This window comes from Kribbella sp. NPDC002412, from assembly GCF_053592935.1.
On sequence record NZ_JBSFBL010000006.1, the window covers coordinates 196,906 to 217,022 of the forward strand.

Annotated in this window: 13 protein-coding genes and 2 pseudogenes; 6 read left to right on the forward strand and 9 right to left on the reverse strand. The window is 68.7% G+C overall.

The features are described from left to right. The first annotated feature begins 88 nt into the window (after positions 1-88). Positions 89-1,861, forward strand: a complete 1,773-nt coding sequence (locus ACWCOV_RS07435; RefSeq protein WP_449828383.1) for a hypothetical protein — start codon at positions 89-91, stop codon at positions 1,859-1,861. After that, entirely contained in the window at positions 1,858-3,078 is a 1,221-nt protein-coding gene (locus tag ACWCOV_RS07440) for an acyltransferase family protein (protein WP_449828384.1), read from the forward strand. The genes ACWCOV_RS07435 and ACWCOV_RS07440 overlap by 4 nt, the downstream gene beginning before the upstream one ends. Here the strand turns inward: ACWCOV_RS07440 and ACWCOV_RS07445 are convergent. Then, positions 2,967-7,040, reverse strand: coding sequence for an alpha-(1->3)-arabinofuranosyltransferase (locus tag ACWCOV_RS07445; protein ID WP_449828385.1), 4,074 nt, complete (start codon positions 7,038-7,040; stop codon positions 2,967-2,969). The genes ACWCOV_RS07440 and ACWCOV_RS07445 overlap by 112 nt on opposite strands. Continuing rightward, entirely contained in the window at positions 7,037-7,783 is a 747-nt protein-coding gene (locus tag ACWCOV_RS07450; RefSeq protein WP_449828398.1) for a class I SAM-dependent methyltransferase, read from the reverse strand. Before ACWCOV_RS07450 ends, ACWCOV_RS07445 begins: the two co-directional genes overlap by 4 nt. Positions 7,784-7,899: 116 nt before the next feature. Between ACWCOV_RS07450 and ACWCOV_RS07455 the strand changes: the two genes are divergently transcribed. After that, complete coding sequence (locus ACWCOV_RS07455; RefSeq protein WP_449828386.1) at positions 7,900-9,084, forward strand: glycosyltransferase family 4 protein; 1,185 nt, start codon at positions 7,900-7,902, stop codon at positions 9,082-9,084. Here ACWCOV_RS07455 and ACWCOV_RS07460 read toward each other — a convergent pair. Together ACWCOV_RS07460 and ACWCOV_RS07465 are read right to left on the reverse strand one after the other, a co-directional pair. Next, positions 9,038-9,136: pseudogene (locus ACWCOV_RS07460) on the reverse strand (DUF2613 family protein); the annotation flags it as partial. The gene ACWCOV_RS07455 and the pseudogene ACWCOV_RS07460 overlap by 47 nt on opposite strands. 46 nt (positions 9,137-9,182) lie before the next feature. Beyond that, positions 9,183-10,853 carry a hypothetical protein gene (locus ACWCOV_RS07465; protein WP_449828387.1) on the reverse strand — a complete coding sequence of 557 codons (1,671 nt, stop codon included), beginning with the start codon at positions 10,851-10,853 and terminating at the stop codon, positions 9,183-9,185. A gap of 42 nt (positions 10,854-10,895) precedes the next feature. Here ACWCOV_RS07465 and ACWCOV_RS07470 point away from each other — a divergent pair, with 42 nt between their 5' ends. Further along, on the forward strand, positions 10,896-12,161 hold the full coding sequence (locus tag ACWCOV_RS07470; RefSeq protein WP_449828388.1) for a polysaccharide biosynthesis protein: 1,266 nt from the start codon (positions 10,896-10,898) through the stop codon (positions 12,159-12,161). A gap of 1 nt (position 12,162) precedes the next feature. On the opposite strand, the gene ACWCOV_RS07475 is transcribed toward ACWCOV_RS07470, so the two are convergent. The 3 genes from ACWCOV_RS07475 to ACWCOV_RS07485 are packed head-to-tail and all read right to left on the reverse strand — an operon-like array spanning position 12,163 to position 15,876. Further along, a complete protein-coding gene (locus tag ACWCOV_RS07475; RefSeq protein ID WP_449828389.1) occupies positions 12,163-13,176 on the reverse strand; it encodes an ABC transporter permease in 1,014 nt (337 codons plus the stop codon). A 4-nt stretch (positions 13,177-13,180) separates the two neighbouring features. After that, a complete protein-coding gene (locus ACWCOV_RS07480) occupies positions 13,181-14,119 on the reverse strand; it encodes a carbohydrate ABC transporter permease (RefSeq protein WP_449828390.1) in 939 nt (312 codons plus the stop codon). Further along, the gene (locus ACWCOV_RS07485) at positions 14,116-15,876 is read right to left on the reverse strand and encodes an extracellular solute-binding protein (protein WP_449828391.1); all 1,761 of its coding nucleotides are present in this window, start codon (positions 15,874-15,876) and stop codon (positions 14,116-14,118) included. Before ACWCOV_RS07485 ends, ACWCOV_RS07480 begins: the two co-directional genes overlap by 4 nt. A gap of 232 nt (positions 15,877-16,108) precedes the next feature. Between ACWCOV_RS07485 and ACWCOV_RS07490 the strand changes: the two genes are divergently transcribed. Beyond that, positions 16,109-16,582, forward strand: a complete 474-nt coding sequence (locus tag ACWCOV_RS07490) for an NUDIX hydrolase (protein WP_449828392.1) — start codon at positions 16,109-16,111, stop codon at positions 16,580-16,582. Between the two features lie 104 nt (positions 16,583-16,686). Here ACWCOV_RS07490 and polA read toward each other — a convergent pair whose 3' ends face one another. Beyond that, complete coding sequence (gene polA, locus ACWCOV_RS07495; protein ID WP_449828399.1) at positions 16,687-19,389, reverse strand: DNA polymerase I; 2,703 nt, start codon at positions 19,387-19,389, stop codon at positions 16,687-16,689. A 103-nt stretch (positions 19,390-19,492) separates the two neighbouring features. On the opposite strand from polA, the gene ACWCOV_RS07500 reads away from it, so the two are divergent. After that, on the forward strand, positions 19,493-19,900 hold the full coding sequence (locus tag ACWCOV_RS07500; protein ID WP_449828400.1) for a hotdog fold thioesterase: 408 nt from the start codon (positions 19,493-19,495) through the stop codon (positions 19,898-19,900). Here ACWCOV_RS07500 and ACWCOV_RS07505 read toward each other — a convergent pair. Continuing rightward, positions 19,863-20,117 (reverse strand): annotated as a pseudogene (locus tag ACWCOV_RS07505) (GNAT family N-acetyltransferase); the annotation flags it as partial. The gene ACWCOV_RS07500 and the pseudogene ACWCOV_RS07505 sit on opposite strands and share 38 nt — an antisense overlap.

A 20,117-nucleotide genomic window follows, 5' to 3' on the forward strand; every position in this document is an offset into this window, starting at 1 on the left:
CGGGACGCTACCAGCGGGTAGCCCTCTTGAACAGACTGCGGAGTACACAAAATTCGCCGGTGTCCGAACTGACATATAGTCGCGCCGCATGAGGGGGATCACCGGGCTGCCGACGGCGTTGGACCGAGGGCCCGAGACATCGGTGCTCAAGGGGCTGGTCATCGCGATCGCCGTCGTCCAGGCGACGGTGCTCGGGCTGCTCGCGCGGCGGGGTTCGTGGCTGAGCGACGACCTCGAGTTCCTCGTCCAGGGCAGCCGCGGGTTCGCGCCGGCCGAGCTGCTCACGCCGGTCAACGACCACATCGCGCCCGGTCTGCGGTTCGTCTACGCGGTCTTCGCCGAGGTCGCGCCGCTGAACCACGACCTGACCGTCGCCTGGCGGGTGCTGATGCAGGCCGTGGCGATCTTCCTCCTCGGCCGCCTGCTGCTCCGCATCCTCGGCCCGACCTGGTGGGTCGTCGCCGGCACCCTGATCTACGCGCTCACTCCGCTGAGCATGCCGTCGTTCATGTCGCTGTCGAGCGGCGTGAACAACCTGTCCGCGCACGTCTTCGGCCTGCTGTTGCTACACGCAACCATCGACTGGTACGACGGCCGCCGCCGGGCCCTCGGCTACGGCCCGTTGGCCCTGCTCGTCTCCCTCGCCTGCTGGGAGAAGTCCGCGCTGATCCTGTTCACGGTCGTCGCGCTGGCGCTCTACGTCCGCGAGGAGCCGATCCGCTGCTGGCTCCGCCGTACCTGGCCGTTCGCCGCCGCTCTCACCGCGGCCGTAGTTGCCTTCGGCACCCTCTACGTCACCCACGGCAGCCCGTCCCGTGGCCGGCTCCCCGCCGGACAGTTGCTCGAGCTCGCCGCGCGCGGCTTCAAGGTGCCGTTGTCTGCCCTGGCCGGTGGACCCTGGACGTGGGCCGAGAGCGGGCAGCCGTTCAGCTTCGCCGATCCGGGCGTCGGGGCGCTCGTGGTCGGTGGGCTGATGGCCGCCGTACTCCTGTCAGCCGCGTGGCGGCACGACCGGCGAGCACTGCTGCTGTGGGCGTCCGTCCTCGGCTACGTGCTGGTCACCGTCGTGCTCGTGTCCTACGGCCGCTTCTCGGTCTTCGGCACTGTCTTCACCGTGCACTACCACTACTGGTCCGATCTCTCGATCCCGTTGACGCTGGCCGTCGTCCTGAGCGCCAAGGCTTTGCGACTCCCCCGGCTCGTGCCGGTCCTGGCGTTGGGCGCCGTGCTGGTCGGCGTCGTGGTGTCCGACGCGGGCTTTGCCAGGACATGGGCGGCGAACCCGGCGAAGCCGTACTTCGCGAACGTCACCGCCGACCTCGACCGGGCCGGCCCCAACGTGAACCTGTGGGACACACCGATGCCGCACCCGATCGGCACCGCGCTCATGAAGGACAGCCGGTTGTCGCAGGTACTGCGAATGGCGCGGATCCCGTTCCGGTTGCAGCAGCCGGGCAGCGAACCGCTGCTGGTGGACGACACCGGGAAGCTCCGGCCCGCTCAGTTCGCGGTGTGGTCGCGCGCCGAACCGGCGTCGCGCGGCAATCCCTTCTGCAACCTGCTGGTTCGCGGCACCGAACCGCTCACCATTCCGCTGACCCCGACCCAGAACGAGGTCGCGACCGCGAGCTGGTTCGTCAAGGCAGCGTACTTCTCGGACCGGGAGAACGACGTGACCATCGAGCTCGTCGACGCCGCGGGCGACGTCGCGGCGCTGCCGGCCGCGAAGTGGACCGCGGGGGTCGGCACCATGTACTTCGGTCCGTCGCGGCGGATCACCGCCACGGAGGTTCGGCTACGCTCCTCCGATCCCGCGACGAACCTGTGCGTGGAGAACCTCGAGATCGGACTGCCCAGATGAGACAGAGATTCCCGGCGCTCGACGGGCTGCGTGCGATCGGGGCGCTCGCGGTGCTGACGACGCATGCCGGGTTTCACAGCGGCGCGTCGCTGAACGGCCCGCTCGCCGGGCTGCTGGCGCGGCTCGACGTCGGGGTGGCGATCTTCTTCGCGATCTCCGGGTTCCTGCTCTACCGGCCGCACGTGGTGGCGTGGTTCGAGGGCACGCTGCCGCCGCTCACCTTGCCGTACCTGCGTAACCGCGCGCTCCGGATCCTGCCCGCGCTCTGGGTCGCCGTACTGCTCGCCGCACTCGTCGTCCCGCACAAGGACGGCGTGGCGTGGACGACGTACCTCCAGCACGCCACGCTCACCCAGATCTACTTCGACGGCATCGCGGCCGATGGGCTCACGCAGATGTGGAGCCTGGCGACCGAGGTCGCGTTCTACCTGCTGCTGCCGGTGCTGGCGAAGCTTCTGACGGGGTACGAGCGTCCCACTCGACGCAGCGTCCGCTGGCGGCTCGCCGTGCTGGGTGCGTTCACCCTGCTCGGTCCGGTCTGGATGGCCGGCGTCAACGCAACTGACCACGCGCGTGCCGGCCTCTGGCTGCCCGGGTACGTCGGCTGGTTCGCAGTCGGCATGGGGCTTGCGCTGTGGCAGGTGGCCCGTAGCAGTGGGCGGCTCGGGCCGTCCGCGCTGGACACCCTCACCAAGATCCCTGGCACGGTCTGGGGCGTCGCTGTCGCGCTGCTGGTCGTCGCCGCTTCCCCTGTGGCCGGCCCGTACAACCTGTCGGCGCCGACACCCGGCCAGGCCCTCGTGAAGAGCATCCTCTACACAGGAATCGCGGCCTGCGTTCTGTTCCCGGCGCTGAGCCCGACAGCGCGGACTGCGCGGGTGCTCGGCGGCAGGGTCGGTCACATCGCCGGTGACATCTCGTACGGCGTCTTCGCGTACCACGTGATCGTGCTGAGCGTCGTGGAGCAGGTCAGCGACTACACCTTGTTCAGTGGGAAGTTCGCGCTGCTGTTCTTCCCGACGCTGGTGGTGTCGGGCGCCGTCGCGGCCGCGAGCTACTACGGGATGGAACGCCCGATCATGCGGCTCGGCCGGCGTGACAAGGGCTACGACGTCTCACCGCTCGGCCGCGACAACAGCACCAGCGCACAGCCGAACAAGACCGACGCCTGGACGACTCCGGAAGTGAGTCCCGCTCCCCCGTCCGGCCAAGGCTGAACCGCAGCGATCAGCGTGCTGGCCAGGACCACGCCAGCAGCGACGGCGATCACTCGCCGGCCGGACAGGAACCACGTGCACGCTGCTGCGACAAGGACTGCCACCACGCCGATCCAGCCGGAGATGAACGCACCCGCAACGAGCCCGACTGCTCCAGCGACCCATGGGCCCACGAAGCGACCTTCGCGCAGCCGGTGCCCGTAGTGCCGAGACCCGCGCCGGAAGAACAGCGCCATCGCGAGCACAGACAGCAGAGCGAGCAGTCCAACCAGCAGGCCGGCCCGATAGGTGCGGTCGGGCATGAAGCGCGCAGTGACCACCTGCTCGAGCCCCTCCGGCAGCACCCAACCCTGCTGCCAGCCGCCGACCCGGATCGGCGTGAGCTTGCGCCCGCTGCCGTCGTACGCTTCCCAACCCTCGTTGTAGTTCTGCGCGATGGTCAGCACCGACGGCTCTTCCGCGGCCGGCACCTCGACGGTCAGCTCGGCCGGGTCGGCTCGCCACACGTCCACGGACTGCACCGGCGACTTCGACACGTTGCCGAAGCCCGCTCTGGACCAGGTCGTCTCGATCGGCACGAAGCCACCGCCGGCCAGGACGTCGACGTCGTGCCGTCCGGCCTGCAGAGCGACTGTGCTGTCCTCGCCGCACGTCGTGAACGTCACCGGCCGCCGCTGCAGGATGTCTCGCACCGTGGCCGTCACCTGCGTGTCCGCAGGTACGCCGTCCAGTCGCACGCCGGGCCCGTAGCCGCATAACGCACCGGTCTGGGCGTCCAGGTCGAGCTCCTTGCGCAGATCGTCTGCACCCAGCACCCGGACCTCTGCCACGCCGACCGGTGCGTTGTTCGCGTAGCCGGTCGCGGAGTCGAAATCGACCAGCGGTCTGGTGCCGGCGAAGGTCAGCTGGACCGTCCGCGCGGTCCGAGCGGCGAACCGCACGTAGCCCTCCGCGTCGACCTTGGCCGCGGTCGACGGGCCACCGTCGAACCGAATCAGGAGCTCGGCCGGCTGCGACGCGGTCAGGTAGGGATCGGTGAGGAACTGCAGACCGCTCAGCTTCCTTGCGGCTGGCAACTTCAAGGTCAGCGACGGCCGAGCGTCCGACGGGTCCGCGACCCAGCCGGTGCCCAGGTCACGGTCCACCGCTGCGCCCGGCCTCCCCTCCGGCGCCGTGACGGCGCGCGACGAGGCGGAGGCAGTGATGGCTCCCGGAACGGCCAGCAGGCCTTCCAGCGTCGCACCGTCCTTGGGCAGTGCCGTCCCGTGCAGCTGGTACGACGCACTCTTCGGCAGCTCCACGCTCCGCTGAATCCCCGTCGGCTCCTCGGAGTCCTTGGCAACGCTCTGCCGGCACAGCGGTCGCGTGGCCACGTGCAGACAGGCAGACCGGCCGATCTGCTGGTTCCTGAACACCAGGGCGCTCGGCTGACGGCCCTCCGACGGCACCACCAGCCGGCTGACCGCGAGCATCCCGGGCAGGCTCACCTCGGCGATGGACACGCCGTTCGGGTTCTTGCCGTCCGTGATCCCGACACTGAGCCTCAGCCGCTGGGTCTTGCCCGGCGGCACCGGGATGTTCTGCGGTGCGCTCGACCCCGTCACCACCGAGGTCAGCGAACCCGCGTCGGTCTCCACCTGCAGCGTCCGGACCGGCTCGGTGGTCGGTGGCGCGAGCGAGAACTGGACCTTCAGCCCATCCACTGACCGCTGCGACGCGAACGTCAGCTCCAGCCACTCCCCACTGCTGCGTCCGAACGTGCCGGAGATCCAGCGGCTCGACGGATCCCCGTCGACGGCTGCGGCCGGCCCGTTGCCAGGTCCGGTGCGCAGCGTGGCGGTCGCGTCGGCTGCCGACGACGACGCCCGTACGTCGACCACGCCACCGGACCACGTCCGCGTCGTCGTCGGTGCTGCCGGGTTGACGTCGTACCCGAGGGTGCGGCGGCCCTGGCGACCGGCTTCCGATGCGGTGAGGACGGGTGAGTAGTTCTCTGCCGGGCGGCCGACGGACACCTCGCGACGCTGCATGCCGTCGGTCTGGATCAGTGGCAGGCCAGTGAGCTTGCCGGTGGCGTCAGAGGTGGTCACGGCGTCGCGGTCGCCGCCCAGCGCGGTCAGTGCGGTTGGCACGTCTTCGGCGGCGCCACGGACCTCCACGAGCTGCGACTGCGGGACCAGGCGGGCTGCACTCGTGTCACCGACGTCGTAGATCTCCACAGCCGGATACGGCAGCCGGGTGTGTCCGTCGAGCGTCACACCGGGCTGCTCGATGGTGCTGCCGGTCGCCGGTCCGAAATACGCCACCCGCTTGAGGCCGGACTCGTCCAGGCTCTCGTGCACGGCCACAGTCGGCGTCACTTGCGCGTCGTACCGGAGGTCGTTGCGCACGACGACGTACCGGACTCCGGCGCGGGTCAGCGCCTGCCGCAGGCCCTGGTCGCCGACGCCCGTGCCGAGTCGCCGCTCCACCTCGTCCAGCCACCGCGTCGCACCGGCAGAACCCAGCGGTACGGCGTCCCGCACGGCCATGGGTCGCTTCAGCAACGCCTGGAACGGCTCGTCCTTGGTAGAGCCCCAGGTGAAGTCGGCAAACGAGGCAGCGGGTACGACGAGGACACTGCCGCTGGTCGTCTGGGTGTCGAGCCAGGTCGCGGCTTCACGCCAGTGTGCGGGGATGGCGTCGTACCCCTCGCGTCTGGGCAGCTGGCCGAAGATCGCCGGCGCCGCGACCGACACGATCACGCAGGCGACCAGCACCGGGACAACCCGGCGGTGGAGGCCTCGAGCGGTCGCCAACACGGCCAGCTTGCTCATCGCATGCGCGGCAGCGAGTGCGAGCGGCAGGCGGACGACGAGCTCGAACTTGTGCGTGTTGCGGAGCGCTGCGAGCGGTCCGTCGAGCAGGTCGTGCAGCTGCGGAGCCAGCGGCGAGCCGGCGGCACCGGCGTGGCCGAGGGTGACCAGCACGAGTCCGACGACGAAGGAGAGCTTCAGGAAGCCGCGGTGCTTCAACGACCCCATCGCCAGCCCGACGAGGCCGAGCAGCGCGATGACTGCGGTCGTGAGGATCAGCATCGGCTGGGTGACGTAGAGCCAGCCGGCCGGCCAGCTCGGCCCTCCGGAGCCGGTCAGGAAGTTGAGCCACTGCGACGTACCGCGGAAGGACTCGAAGACGCTCGCCGTGCCGGTGGTGACCGCGGCGTCCTCGATCCAGTCCAGGAACGGCGGGCTGTACCGCCCGAGCAGCACAAGCGGCACAAGCCACCAGACCGACACGGCGACCACACAGCCCAGCCAGCCGACCGCGACCTTCAGCGTCGACCGATCCAGCCGCCGGGTGACCAACCAGAGCGCAGGCAGTACGAGCGTCGCGCCTGTGGCGACCGCGTTGACACCGCCGACGAGTGCGAACGCCACAGCGGACCAGCCGACCCGCCACCAGCCCGACCGTGCCCGCGGTGTCACCAGCGGCAGCAGCACCCACGGCGCCATCGCCATCGGCCACACCTCGATCGAGGTGATCGACACTTCGCCGAGCATGCGCGGGCTCAGCGCGTACAGGAGCGCGGCAGCGAACCGAGTCCAGGGCACGCCGTAGTCGAAGGCGTTGCAGAGCTTCCACACGCCGAGGAACGCGACGCAGAGGACGACGGACCACCACAGTCGTTGCGTCACCCAGTCGGGCACCGACAGCGAGTCCAGCAGCCAGTGGAACGGACCCACCGGCAGCAGGTAGCCGTACGCCTGGTTCTGCAGCTGTCCGAACGCGCCCTGTGGGTCCCACAGGTGCAGCGAGCGGGCCAGGAAGCCGCCAGGACCGGCGGTGAGGTCGAGCTTGGTGTCCGGCACGATCTTGCCCGGCGCTTGGTGGAAGCACAGGGCAATTAGGACCAGGCAGCCCAGTACGAGTCGCGCTCGCCAGACCACCTGCTCAGTGCTGCCTGCCCTCAGCCTCTTCATCGCCGCCGGAGCACCAGGACGAGGTTCCAGGTCACGACTTCACGGACGCCGGGCAGCGCAAGTACGCCGTACGCCCAGCGCGGGTGGTACCGCGGCACTGCGGCGACCAGGTCCGCTCCGGTGCAAGCACGGGCCCAGCGCAATCCGCCGGCGACAGTGATCGGGTAGAGCGACTCGCCGAAGCGGTTCTTCGGCGGGTGGCCATTCGTCCGCTCGTAGCGACGGGCCGCTCGGTGCCCGCCGAGGTAGTGCCATGGCGCGGTCTCGTGGCCGCCGTGCGGTCCCCACCAGCCGGTGTACGACAGGAAGACCGTTCCACCCGGCTTGGTCACCCGGACCATCTCGTCGGCCATCAGCCACGGGTCCGGCACGTGCTCCAGCACGTTGGACGAGAAACAGACATCGACAGACGCGTCGGCGACCGGCAGTGCCATGCCGCTGCCGAGCACAGTGCCCGGCTCGGGCTCGCCACGGCCACTCAGCTCACCCAGGTCGGAGTCGATCGCGTAGTACGTCGCTCCGGCCTGGCGGAACGCGTCCGCGAAGTACCCGGGACCACCGCCGACGTCCAGCATCAGCGAGTCGCGCAGGTCGACGTACTGGCCGAGCTGGCCGACCGAGTCCGCGGCCAGCGTGCCGTAGAAGTGATCCGGGTCCGTCTGCTCGACCCCGAACGCCCGGAACAGCCGGACGGCGCGACCGAGGTCGGCTGTCCACGCGCTACTCGCTGTGGGGTTCGTCATCACTGGCACAGGCGGGACATTAACGGATCTCGCGAGGTCTGGCGGACATCGTTACTCCTTGGTAACGTCCCGCCCCATTACCTCGGGGGAGGTTACCGGAGGGTGGGGCTATCAGAGTGCGTGCGCAGAGCGTGCTGTTGCTGAACTGGCGGGACACGACCAACCCGGAGGGTGGGGGTTCCGAGCGGTACGTCGAGGAGGTGGCGAGAGGCCTTGCGGCATTGGGCTGGCGAGTGACCGTGCTCTGCGCGGCCTATCCGGGCAGTCCACGGGAGTCGCGTCGGTACGACGTGCGGTACCTGTACCGCGGCACCAAGGTGACGGTGTACCTCCGGGGCATGCTGCACACCTGGCTGCGGCGTCCGGACCACGTCATCGACGTGCAGAACGGCCTCCCATTCTTTACCCGCCTCGTACGTCGCACCGGCGTCGTCGTCCTCGTCCACCACGTCCACCAGGAGCAGTGGCAGGTCGTGTACCCGGGCTGGCGCGGCCGGCTGGGCTGGTGGCTCGAGTCGGTCGCCGCACCACGCCTGTACGCCGACTGCCGCTACGTCACCGTGTCGTCGGCCTCCCGCGACGAGCTGGCGAGCCTTGGCGTGCAGAGCATCGACGTGATCCACAACGGCACCGATCCGGCGCCACCACGGCAGCGACCGAAGGCCGCCGTACCGACCGTGGTGTGCGTCGGCCGCATCGTGCCGCACAAGCAGGTCGAGCACGCCGTCGACGCGATCGCCGAAGCACGCAAGGTGCTGCCCGACGCGCGACTGGTCGTGGTCGGCTCGGGCTGGTGGGAGGACTCGCTGAAGACGTACGTCGCCGAGCGCGGTCTGCAGGACGCCGTCGAGTTCCTCGGCCACGTCAGCGAGGACGACAAGCACGCGGCGTACGACGAGGCGTGGGTACAGGCGCTGCCAAGCCTGAAGGAGGGCTGGGGCCTGGTGGTCGGTGAGGCCGCCGGGCATGGCGTGCCGACGGTGGCCTACCGGAGTGCGGGTGGTCCGACCGAGTCGGTGCACGACGGGGAGTCAGGTGTGCTGGTGGACGACCCGAGTGAGTTCACCGCGGCGATCATCGAGCTGCTCCGGAACGCAGAGCTTCGGCGGCGGCTGTCGAAGGGAGCGGCAGCCAGTGCGGGCAACTTCACCTGGGGAGCGACCGCACTGGCCTTCGATCGGCTGCTGACTACTTCGAGCCGTACCCCACGACCGGAACGTCAGCCTGTCCCTGCGTCTGTCCCGCCGGCGGCTGCGGGTCTTCCTGCACCGACTGCACGACCCCGACAACCGTGGTCGTAGCCACTGCCAGGCCCGCGAAGACGGCAATGGCCGCGCCAATCAGTGATCCCATGAAGCGTGTCCCCTCCTCGATAAGTGAACCGAAGAGTAACAACCGCTCAGCGACTCCGCCAGACCATGGAGCGACGGTTCACCAGACCGGCCAGGGCGGCCGCCAGGGTCACCCCGGCGACCGCCCACGCGGCCAGTACGACGGCGACGCGCCACGGCGGATCGTGTTGTGGGACAGGGGTTCCGGCCAAGCGGTAAACGCTCACCGTCATCGCTGAGTAGACCTCGGTCAGTCCGTGGATCGAGTCGCGCGGTGGCGCTCCGCCGGCATCACGGTCGTAGACGAGCCAGCCGACGCCCTGTTGCAGGAGCGCCGGAGTCGGGTCGGCCCCGTCGCGCATCGCCGTACGGACTGCTGTCGCCACTGCGGTAGCGCGTGCGTCCTCGCCGGCCAGGCGGTGGCCGGCGACGATGAGCTCGTCTGGAACGACCGCGGGCTGGTCGAAGTACCGCGGCATCGGGTCCAGCACCGGACGGCGGTCGTTCCAGACCGGCGCCCGGTAGGACTCGAACGGCCACGGGATGAACGGCCCGGCCAGAGCCTGCTGCGCCCGCACCCACTCCGCCGGGTAGTTCGACACCTTGAGCCCGGCCCCACCCGCCAGCGCAGGCAGCGCCGCGATCGGCAGCAGTACGGCGGTCACCCCCACGACCCGGTGCAGTGGGACGCGCTGCAGCAGCGCATGGACAGCCACACCGAAGCCGATCGACTCGAGCAACACGAGCGGACCCAGGTAGCGCTGGCCGTCGCGGAACAGGCCGGCGCCGGGGACGTTGGCCACGACCTCCGCGAAGGCACCCGGCGCGACGACACCGGCCATGCCCACCAGCAAGGCGACGACCGCTGCCACGACCAGTGCGCCGACGATGCGGTCCTGCCGCCACCAGAGCACGACACCTGCGAGCGACATGAGCAGCATGATGAACGCGAAGATGACCGGCAGCAGGTCGCCTCGGTTGCCGGGGACAACGTCGGCGTTCCAGACACCGCCGAGCGTGAGCAGCGTCGGCAGCGCTCCCCCATAGCCCTCGTTGCGAGCCGCAAACGCCGTCACCGAGGCGGGGTCGACCGTGGCACTGCCGCCGTGCACAAGGCCTGCCACCAACCAGGGAGCGTTGAGCAGCACCGCCGCACCGAGCGGCCAGACCACGCGACGCCCCGGCCACAGCAGGATGAGCCCGGCGACCAGCAGGCCGACGATTCCCCCGGATGCGGTCAGCGCGCAGCCTGCGGAGGCCAGGAGGAAGCCCGGCCACCCTGTCCCCTTCCGCAGTCGCAGTGCGGACCGCACGAGCCACGGCAGAGCGGCGTACCCGAGTAGGAGGGCCCAGGCGCCGAGGCGGAGGCGCTCGGCGACGAACGGGTTCCAGACGAAGAGGGTGACGGCCGCGGCACCGGGCAGTGCGGCGCCGAGCCGGAGCTCACGCCACAGCGCCGTCATGCCCAGCCCGGACAGCAGCGGGATGGCCACCAGGACGACCTTGTTCAGCACCTGGCCACCGACCACCTCGTCCAGTACGGCGACGAGCACGTCCGACGGGACCGCTCGTGGCATGGCCGTTGTGACACCGAACAGGTCAAGTCGTACCGTGAGGTCCGGCACGAACACCATGTCGTAGCCGACCACGTAGCCCGGAGCGAGTAGCGGAGCAGTGATCAACAGGGTGAGCAGGACAGGCCACAGCCAGGACAGAACGCGCACGGCACGTTCTGACATGACCACCTCTCCCTCCGTAGCTCCCTCACAAGGCAGTAGAGCATGAGCGCAGAGACCACCCCTGAGCAAGAGCCCAAGGCACCGCGACTCGCTTTCCTGCGCAGCGCGACGGTCGTCGCCGTCGGCATGGCCATCATGAACGTCGCCGCCTACGGTTTCACCTTGATTTGCGTCCACCGGCTGGTGCCGGAGCAGTTCGGCGCCATCACCGCGCTGCTCGGACTGCTGCTGATCGGGAACGTCGCGTCACTCGGACTGCAGGCGACCGGCGCCCGCCAGCTCGCCACCCACAGCGGCACGGGCGCCGAGGTGCTGGCCGACGCCATGCTGAAGGCAGGCCGCCGGGCCGCACTCGGACTGACGGTCGTCTGCCTGCTGGCGACGCCGCTGTTCATCTGGCTGCTGCACATCGACTCCGTGGTCGCGATCCTGCTGCTCGCTCCCACTCTCGGTTGTCTCACGCTGATGGGTTCGCAGCTCGGCGTACTCCAGGGCAGTCAACGCTGGACCGAGCTCGCCGGCGTCTACACCGCGGTCGGTGTCGGGCGGCTGCTGCTGGGCGGCGGCGCGCTGCTCATCCACCCGTCCCTGAATGCAGCCATGGCCGGTCTCGCGCTGGGAGCCGCAGTACCGGCCTTGCTGGGTGGCTTCCTGCTGCGTGGGTCGAATGGCGGTACGTCCGCGCAGGTCAAGGACGTACTGCGGGAGACGGTGCACGGCACGCACACGCTGCTCGCGTTCTTCGCGATCGCCAACGCCGACGTGCTGTTCGCCCGTGCACTGCTCGACGGCCGGCACAGCGGGTACTACGCGGCCGGTGTGATCGTGGCCAAGGCCTGCCTGTTCCTGCCGCAGTTCGTGATCGTCATCGTGTTCCCGTCGCTGGCCAGCTCCCCTGGCGACACGATCCGCCTGCGCCGGGCGATCCAGGCCGTTGCGGGGCTCGGTGTGTGCACAGTGCTCGGCGCACTGCTGTTGCCCGACCTGGTTGTGGCCGTGATCGGCGGCAAGGAGCACTACGCGCCACTCGGTCCGTACACCTGGCTGTTCGCGATCTCCGGCTCGGCGTACGCCGTACTGCAGCTGGTCGTCTACGCCGCGATCGCTCAGCAGGAGAAGCGGGCCGCGTTGCTGATCTGGATCGGCCTGGTCGTGCTCGCGATCGGCGCCGGGATCGTCCTCGGCACCGACATCGCCACCGGCATGGCCGGCGTGAAGGTGCTGGTGGCAATGACCAGCGGCTGCGCCGTACTGCTGTCGGTGGCTCTGGCGGCCGGACTGCACCGCCAGACCACCGACAGCAACTGACTCACCAGAGGCTCGACTTGGCGAAGCGGCGGGCGAAGGTGTTCGCCAGCACCAGCAGCACCAACCCGATCACCGATCTGAACAACCCGATCGCGGTCGCGTAGCTGAACTGCGGCACCGCCGAGGCCAGACCGATCTTGTACACGTAGGTGTCGATCACTTCGGCGGTGTCGAGGTTCAGGCTGTTCTGCATCAGCAGCACCTTCTCGAACCCGACCGACAGGATCGAGCCGATGTTCAGGATCAGCAGGATGACCGCGACCGGCACGATCGCCGGCAGGTCGATGTGCCACATCCGCCGCAGCCGCGAGGCGCCGTCCACGATCGCCGCCTCGTGCAGCTCCGGCGGCACGCTGGTCAGTGCGGCCAGGTAGATGATCGCGCTGAAGCCCATCGTCTGCCACGCACCCGACCACACGTACAGGTGCCGGAACATCCCGGAGTCACCCATCAGGTCGACCGGCGCGATGCCGAACACGCCGAGCAGCTGGTTCGAGACCCCGGTGTTCGGGTTCGTCAGCACGACGATCAGGCCGACCACGACCACGGTCGAGATGAAGTGCGGCGCGTAGGTGATCAGCTGAGCCGACCGGCTGAACCACTTCTTCCGGACCGTGTTCAGGCAGAGCGCGAGGATGATCGGCAACGGGAACGTCGCGACCAGTTCGTACACGTGCAGGTAGACGGTGTTCTTGATCAGCTTCCAGAACTGGTACGACTCGATGAACCGGTCGAAGTACTTGAAACCGGCCCACGGGCTGCCCCAGATCCCGGACACCACGTTGTAGTCCTTGAAGGCGATGACGACGCCGTACATCGGCCAGTAGGCGAAGATCGCCAGCCAGATCAGCGGCAGCGCCAGCATCGCGTACAGCTGCCAGTTCCGGCGCATCCGGATGCCCAGCCGGACCGAAGGCTTCGGCTCCTTGGCACGGCGCTTCTTCCGGCCCGGCGATTGGTGCCGGGCCGGCGGCTTGGCGGTGGGCTGGACGCGGGTTTCCGTCGAAGCAGTCATCTCGTCACCCCTTCAGCGAGCCGATCATGGCCCCCTTGACGAAGTGCTTCTGCACGAAGGGGTAGACCAGCAACGGCGGAATCATGCCGATCACGATCAGCGAGTACTTCAGCTGCTGCTGCAGCTCCTTCAGCTGCGCCAGCTTGCTCGTGTCGGGCATCTGGGACGGATCGACCTTGGTCTGGATCAGGATCTGCCGCAGCACCACCTGCAACGGGAACAGGTGCTCGTTGGTCAGGTAGATCAGCGCGTTGAAGAACGAGTTCCACTGCCCGACCGCGTAGAACAGCAGGTTCACCGCGATGATCGGCTTGCTCAGCGGCAGCACGACCCGCCAGAAGAACCCGAAGTCGCTGCAGCCGTCCACCTTGCCGGCCTCGACCAGCTCCTCCGGGATCGTGACCATGAAGTAGGTCCGGGTGATGATCACGTTCCAGACCGCCAGCGCGGTCGGCAGGATCATCGCCCACCGCGTGTTCAGCAGGCCCAGCTGGTCCACCACCAGGTACGTCGGGATCATGCCGCCGCTGAACATCATCGTGAACACGAACGCGGCCATGACGAAGCCCTTGCCCGGCAGCCCCTTCCGGGACAGTGGGTACGCCGCCAGCAGTGTGAGGACCGTGGCCACGACCGCTCCGACCACCGCGTAGTACACGGAGTTGCCGAAGCTGCTGACGATCGCGTCGTAGTCGAAGATCGCCTTGTACGCGTCCAGGGTGAAGCCGACCGGCCACAACCAGACCTCACCGGCCGCCACCCGCTTCGTGTTGCTGACCGAGGCGCTCAGGACGTAGACGATCGGGTACAGCACCGCCAGGCAGAACAGTCCGAGCGCGGTGTAGATGCACGCCAGCGCGATCTTGTCGCCCCGGGTGTCCTGGATCGGCGCCCCGACCGCCATCCGCTTCTCGTCCGGCGGCAGCGTTGGGGTGGCGGTCATGAGTTGTAGGTCTCGTAGGCGGCCTGCTGCAGCTCGAGATAGGGCTTCACACCGATCTTCTCGACCCGGTCCTTGTAGTCGTTCCACGCGGCGTCGTCGTTCGGGTCGAGCTGCCCGGTGAGGAACTTGGCGAACGACTGCTCCACCTCGCCCGCGAGGTTGGTCTTCAGCTCGGCCTCCTGCGCGGCCTGGTCCTGGTCCAAGGTGACCGGCGGGAACTGCAGGTCCTGCGGCTGCTTGTAGGGGAAGTAGCTGTCCTTGGTCTGCTGGTAGAGCGGCTGCTCGAAGGTGAGATCCTTCGGGTCCACCCGCTCGCTCAGGCGGAAGTCCTGGGAGCGGTACATCGGGTTGTCCTGGCTCCAGCTGATGTTCTTCGAGGTGTTCCAGGTGGCCGCGTAGCCGTAGACGGCCTGCTTGCCGTTGATACCGAGCTCACCCTTCTTCGCCCACGCGAACTGCGGACCCGCGTACGCACGCAGGATCGCCTCCAGCTCCAGCTGCGCGTCCGCCCACTGGACCAGGAGCTCCGGCTTGGCGCACTTCTTGGTGATCACCAGCTGGGACACTTCGACGCCTACGTTCAGGTAGTCCCAGGCCGCGTACCGGACCTTGTTCGGTCCCTCCAGCGGCGGGCACGCCTCGTACTCACGCCACCGGGCGTTCGGGTCCTTCTGGTCGATGTCGACGAAGTTGCCCCAGTAGTTCACCCGGGCGCCCCCGATGAGTGGCTTGCCCGGGGCGTTGCCGTACCGCTGCAACTGGTCCTCGTCGGCGGTGAACACGTCGCGGTTGATCAGACCCTCGCCGTACAGGGTGTTCATGTACTTCAGGCCCTCGCGCCACTCGTCCTTGTTGAAGGTGACGTCGACCTTGCCGTCCTTGACGACCAGCCACGGGTCGCCAGGGTTGTAGAGGAACGCGTTCATGAAGAACGGATCGATCTTGGCGTCCTTGTAGCCGGCGAACGGGATGGTCCGGCCGTTGCCGGCCAGGTCCGCCTTCTTGAACGCGCGCATCACCTCGAGGAACTCGTCGGTGGTCTTCGGCATGGCCAGACCGACCTGCTTGATCCACTTGGTGTTCAGGAACGACCGGCCGGCACTGGCCCGGCAGTGGTAGCAGTCGTTGATGTTCGGGAACGAGTAGATCTTCTTGTCCGGCGCCTGCACCAGCTTGCGCGCGTCCGGGTAGTCCTTCATGGCCTGCTGCAGGTTGAGCGCGTACCCGTCGATGTACTGGTCGACGTCGGCGAACAGGCCTTGCGAGCCGTACAGGAACAGCTGGGAGCGGCTGAAGTCGATCCCCATGAAGGCGTCCGGGATGTCGCCGGCCGCGATCATCGCGTTCACCTTCGTCATCACGTCGTCGTCGGTGCCACCGATCTGGCTCCACTCGATGTGAACGTTGGTCTTCTGCTCCAGCCACTTGGTGAAGGCGTTCGTCTTCCAGTCGCCGATCGTCACGTCCTGCTTGACCACGATCTTGAAGGTGACCTTCTCGTTGGTGAGCAGCTTGTGCTCACGGGCCACCGGGCCGACGTAGCCGTCCGGGTACAGCACCCCCGCCAGTTTCGGCCCGAGCGTGACGCTGGGGGCGGCGGCCTGGCCCGCGGCGGCACCGGCGGCGCCACTCGCGTTCCCCGAGCTGCTGCAGCCACTGAGCAGACCTCCACCGGCGGTCGCGGCGGTCAGTCCGAGCGCGCCGGCGATGAGTGATCGACGGCTGAGTCCCGTCGGCCCGGCAACGTTCTTCGGCATGGGGTCCTCCAAGGCGGTCTAGGACAGAAGAGACGAAATATCCGATAGGATCTCGGATCTTTGGCGGGAGAATGGCACAGATCGGATGACTTCGGAAGGGTTCGCTCTTAACTGACCGGGACCGAGTCGGCACTGTCCGTGTCTTGCGTGGAAAACGCTTGCCTTTGCTGTTCCGCGGTCAACTTTCTTGCGGAAACTAAGGGGTCTTCCCGGCTTCTATAGGGTTCACACCATGGCGACCCCGAAGTTCATCCTCGAGCTCCGCGAGAAGATCGGCCACGACCTGCTGTGGCTCACCGGCATCAGCGGCGTGGTCCTGGACGACGCCGAGCAGGTGCTGCTGGTACGGCGTGCGGACGACGGCCGCTGGGCTCTGGTCGCCGGCATCCTCGAGCCCGGTGAGCAGCCGGCGGTCGCCCTGGTCCGGGAGATCCAGGAGGAGACCGCGGTCACCGTCGAGGTGGAACGCCTGATCAGCGTGGAGTCGCTGCCGCCGTCCAGCTACCCGAACGGCGACCAGGTCCAGTTCCTCGACCTCTGCTTCCGCTGCCGCCCACTGCATGGCGACCCTCGCGTCAACGACGACGAGTCGCTGGAGGTCGCCTGGTTCCCGCTGTCGGACCTTCCCCCGCTGTCTCCCCACGAACAGCAGGCGATCGTCAACGCCCTCTCCCCCGACCCGACCCCGGTCTTCGCCCGCGGCTAACGCCTGAGCGCGAGACGCACGTCACGCAATTCACGTTCGTTGAGGCCGGCCTCGCGGCTCAAGCGCTCTACCAGTTGACGTCGGACCTCTGGAGCACCGTCAGGTCAGTGTGCCGCCTCGTGCCAGGTGCGGCCGACGCCGACCGAGACGTCGAGGGGGACGGCCATGTCGACGGCGTGGCCCATGTCGCGGCGGACCAGCTCCTCGAGCGGCTCGCGCTCACCCGGGGCGATCTCGAAGACGAGCTCGTCGTGCACCTGGAGCAGCATCCGCGACTTCAGGCCGGACTCGCGCAGCGACGCGTCGACCTTCAGCATCGCCATCTTGATCACGTCCGCGGCCGAGCCCTGGATCGGGGCGTTCAGCGCCATCCGCTCTGCCATCTCGCGGCGCTGCCGGTTGTCGCTGGTCAGGTCCGGCAGGTAGCGCCGGCGGCCCAGGATCGTCTCGGTGTAGCCGCTCTTGCCGGCGTCGATGACGATACTGCGCAGGTAGTCGCGGACGCCGCCGAAGCGCTCGAAGTACTCGTCCATCAACCCCTTCGCCTCGTCCACCCCGATCTTCAGCTGCTGGCTCAGCCCGTACGCCGACAGGCCGTAGGCGAGACCGTAGTTCATCGCCTTGATCTTGGCCCGCTGCTCCTGCGTGACCTCCGACGGCTCCACCGAGAACACCCGGGACGCGGTCACCGAGTGGAAGTCCATCCCCGAGTTGAACGCGGAGATCAGCCCCTCGTCGGCGGACACGTGCGCCATGATCCGCATCTCGATCTGGCTGTAGTCGGCCGACATCAGCGACTCGTTGCCCTCCCCGACGACGAACGCCTGCCGGATCCGGCGGCCCTCCTCGGTCCGGATCGGGATGTTCTGCAGGTTCGGGTCGGTCGAGCTGAGCCGGCCGGTCGCCGCGATGGTCTGGTTGAACGTGGTGTGGATCCGGCCGTCCTTCGGGCTGATCGTCTTCAGCAGCCCCTCGACCGTCTGCCGCAGCCGGGTCGCGTCCCGGTGCGCCAGCAGGTACGCCAGGAACGGGTGCTCGGTCTTCTCGAACAACGCCTGCAGCGAGTCCGCGTCCGTGGTGTAGCCGGTCTTGGTGCGCTTCGTCTTCGGCATCTGCAACTCGTCGAACAGCACCACCTGCAGCTGTTTCGGCGACCCGAGGTTGATCTCCTTGCCGATCACCTCGTACGCCGACGTCGCGGCCTCCCGGACCCCGGTGGCGAACCGCGCTTCGAGCTCCTCGAGGTACGGGCGGTCGACGGCGATCCCGTCCCGCTCCATGCCGGCGATGACGTCGATCAGCGGCAGCTCGACGTCGGCCAGCAGCGCCGTCCCGGCCTGCTTCTCCAGCTCGGCGTCCAGGGTGTCGGCCAGGTCGGCGATCGCCCGGGCGCGCAGCATCGTGTGGTCCGCGGCCGGGCCGCCCTCGACGTCGTCGAAGCTGAGCTGGCCGTTGTCGGCCTCCTCGTTGCGCAGCTCGCGCTTGAGGTAGCGGACGGTCAGGTCGGCCAGGTCGTACGACCGCTGGTCCGGCCGGGCCAGATACGCGCTGAGCTGGGTGTCCGAGCTCAGCCCGGCCAGCGACCAGCCGCGCTCCAGGAAGCCGAGCAGCGGGCCCTTCGCGTCGTGCAGTGCCTTCGGCTGCTTCGGATCCGCGAGCCAGGCCTGCCAGGCCGCGTCGTCGTCCGCCGTCAGCGTGGTCGGGTCGAACCAGGCCGCCGCACCCGAGGTGTTCGCCAGCGCCAAGCCGGTGATCTCGCCGGTGCCGCGACCCCAGCTGCCCTGCACCGCGACGCCGACCCGCTCACCGCCGCTCACGTGCTCCTTGAGCCAGCCGGCGACCTCACCGGGCTTCAGCTGCACGCCGTCGAGCTCGAAGCCGTGGTCGACGGTCGCGTCGACCTCCTCGTGCTCGGCGACCAGCCGCTCGCGCAGCACCCGGAACTCCAGGCTGTCGAACAGCGTGTGCACCTTCTCCCGGTCCCACGGTGTGCGGACCAGGTCGTCCACAGTGACGTCCAGGGTCAGGTCGCGGACCAGCTCGTTGATCTGCCGGTTCCGGATCACGTCGGCCAGGTGCTCGCGCAGCGACTCGCCCGCCTTGCCCTTGATCTCGTTCACCCGGTCGACCACGTCGTTCAGCGAGCCGAACTGGTTCAGCCACTTCGCCGCCGTCTTCGGACCGACCCCGGGCACACCCGGCAGGTTGTCGCTGGACTCCCCCACCAGGGCCGCGAGATCCGGGTACAGCCGCGGGGTCACGCCGTACTTCTCCTCGACCGCGGCCGGGTCCATCCGGGCGATCTCGGACACGCCGCGCTTCGGGTACAGCACCGTGACGTCCTCGCTGACCAGCTGGAACGCGTCCCGGTCACCGCTGCTGATCAGCACCTCGAAGCCCTGCTCGGCCGCCTGCGTGGCCAGCGTCGCGATGACGTCGTCGGCCTCCCAGCCGTCGATCTCGGTGGTCGGGATCCGGAGCGCCTCGAGCACCTCCTTGACCAGCGAGACCTGCCCCTTGAACTCGTCCGGCGACTTCGACCGGCCCGCCTTGTACTCGGCGTACTGCTCGGAGCGGAAGGTCTTGCGGGACACGTCGAAGGCGACGCAGACATGGGTGGGCTGCTCGTCGCGGAGCATGTTGATCAGCATCGAGGTGAACCCGTACACCGCGTTGGTGTGCTGCCCGGTGGTGGTGGAGAAGTTCTCCACCGGCAGCGCGTAGAACGCCCGGTACGCCAGCGAGTGCCCGTCCAGCAGCAGGATCCGCGGCCGGCCGGCGCCCGGCTGCGGGGTGTCCTTGGTCATCGTCGAGGTGTTGGTTTCTGGAGCCACGTACCGACTCTAGTGGTTCCTGCCGACAGTTCTGTCACAGCTCCTGACGTAGTCTGCGCATGTGAGTGATGACGCCATGGATCTGGGCCCCGGGATGGGCACCGAAGGCACCCTGCTGAGTCTGATGGGCATCGTGGTCAAGGAGGCCGCTCCCGAGCGGATCGTCGCCACCATGCCGGTCAAGGGCAACACCCAGCCGTACGGACTGCTGCACGGCGGCGCGTCCTGCGTCCTGGCCGAGAGCCTCGGCTCGATCGGCTCGGCCCTGCACGCGGCGGCCTACGACAAGGTCGCGGTCGGGGTCGACATCAACGCCACCCACCACCGCGCGGTCCGCGACGGCGTGGTCACCGGCGTCGCCACCCCGATCTACCTCGGCCGTACGACGACGTCGTACGAGGTGGTCATCACCGACGAGCGGGACAAGCGGGTGTGCACCGCCCGGATCACGTGCCAGCTGATTCCGGCGCCGCCGGGTAGCTGACGTCGGCGGGGTCGACCGGCAGCGGCCGCGCCAGCTGGGCGCGGCGGGCGATCACGGAGCGTCGTGACGACAGCAGGGCCAGCAGGTTCGGCGCGTGCTCGGCGGCGAGCCGGCGGCGCACCGTGTGCGTGGTGGCGAACCGCAGCACACCGGCCTGCCCGAGACCCAGCCGGGCCAGGAACCTGTTCGCCTCCCGGGCGATCGCGGGCGCGACGGC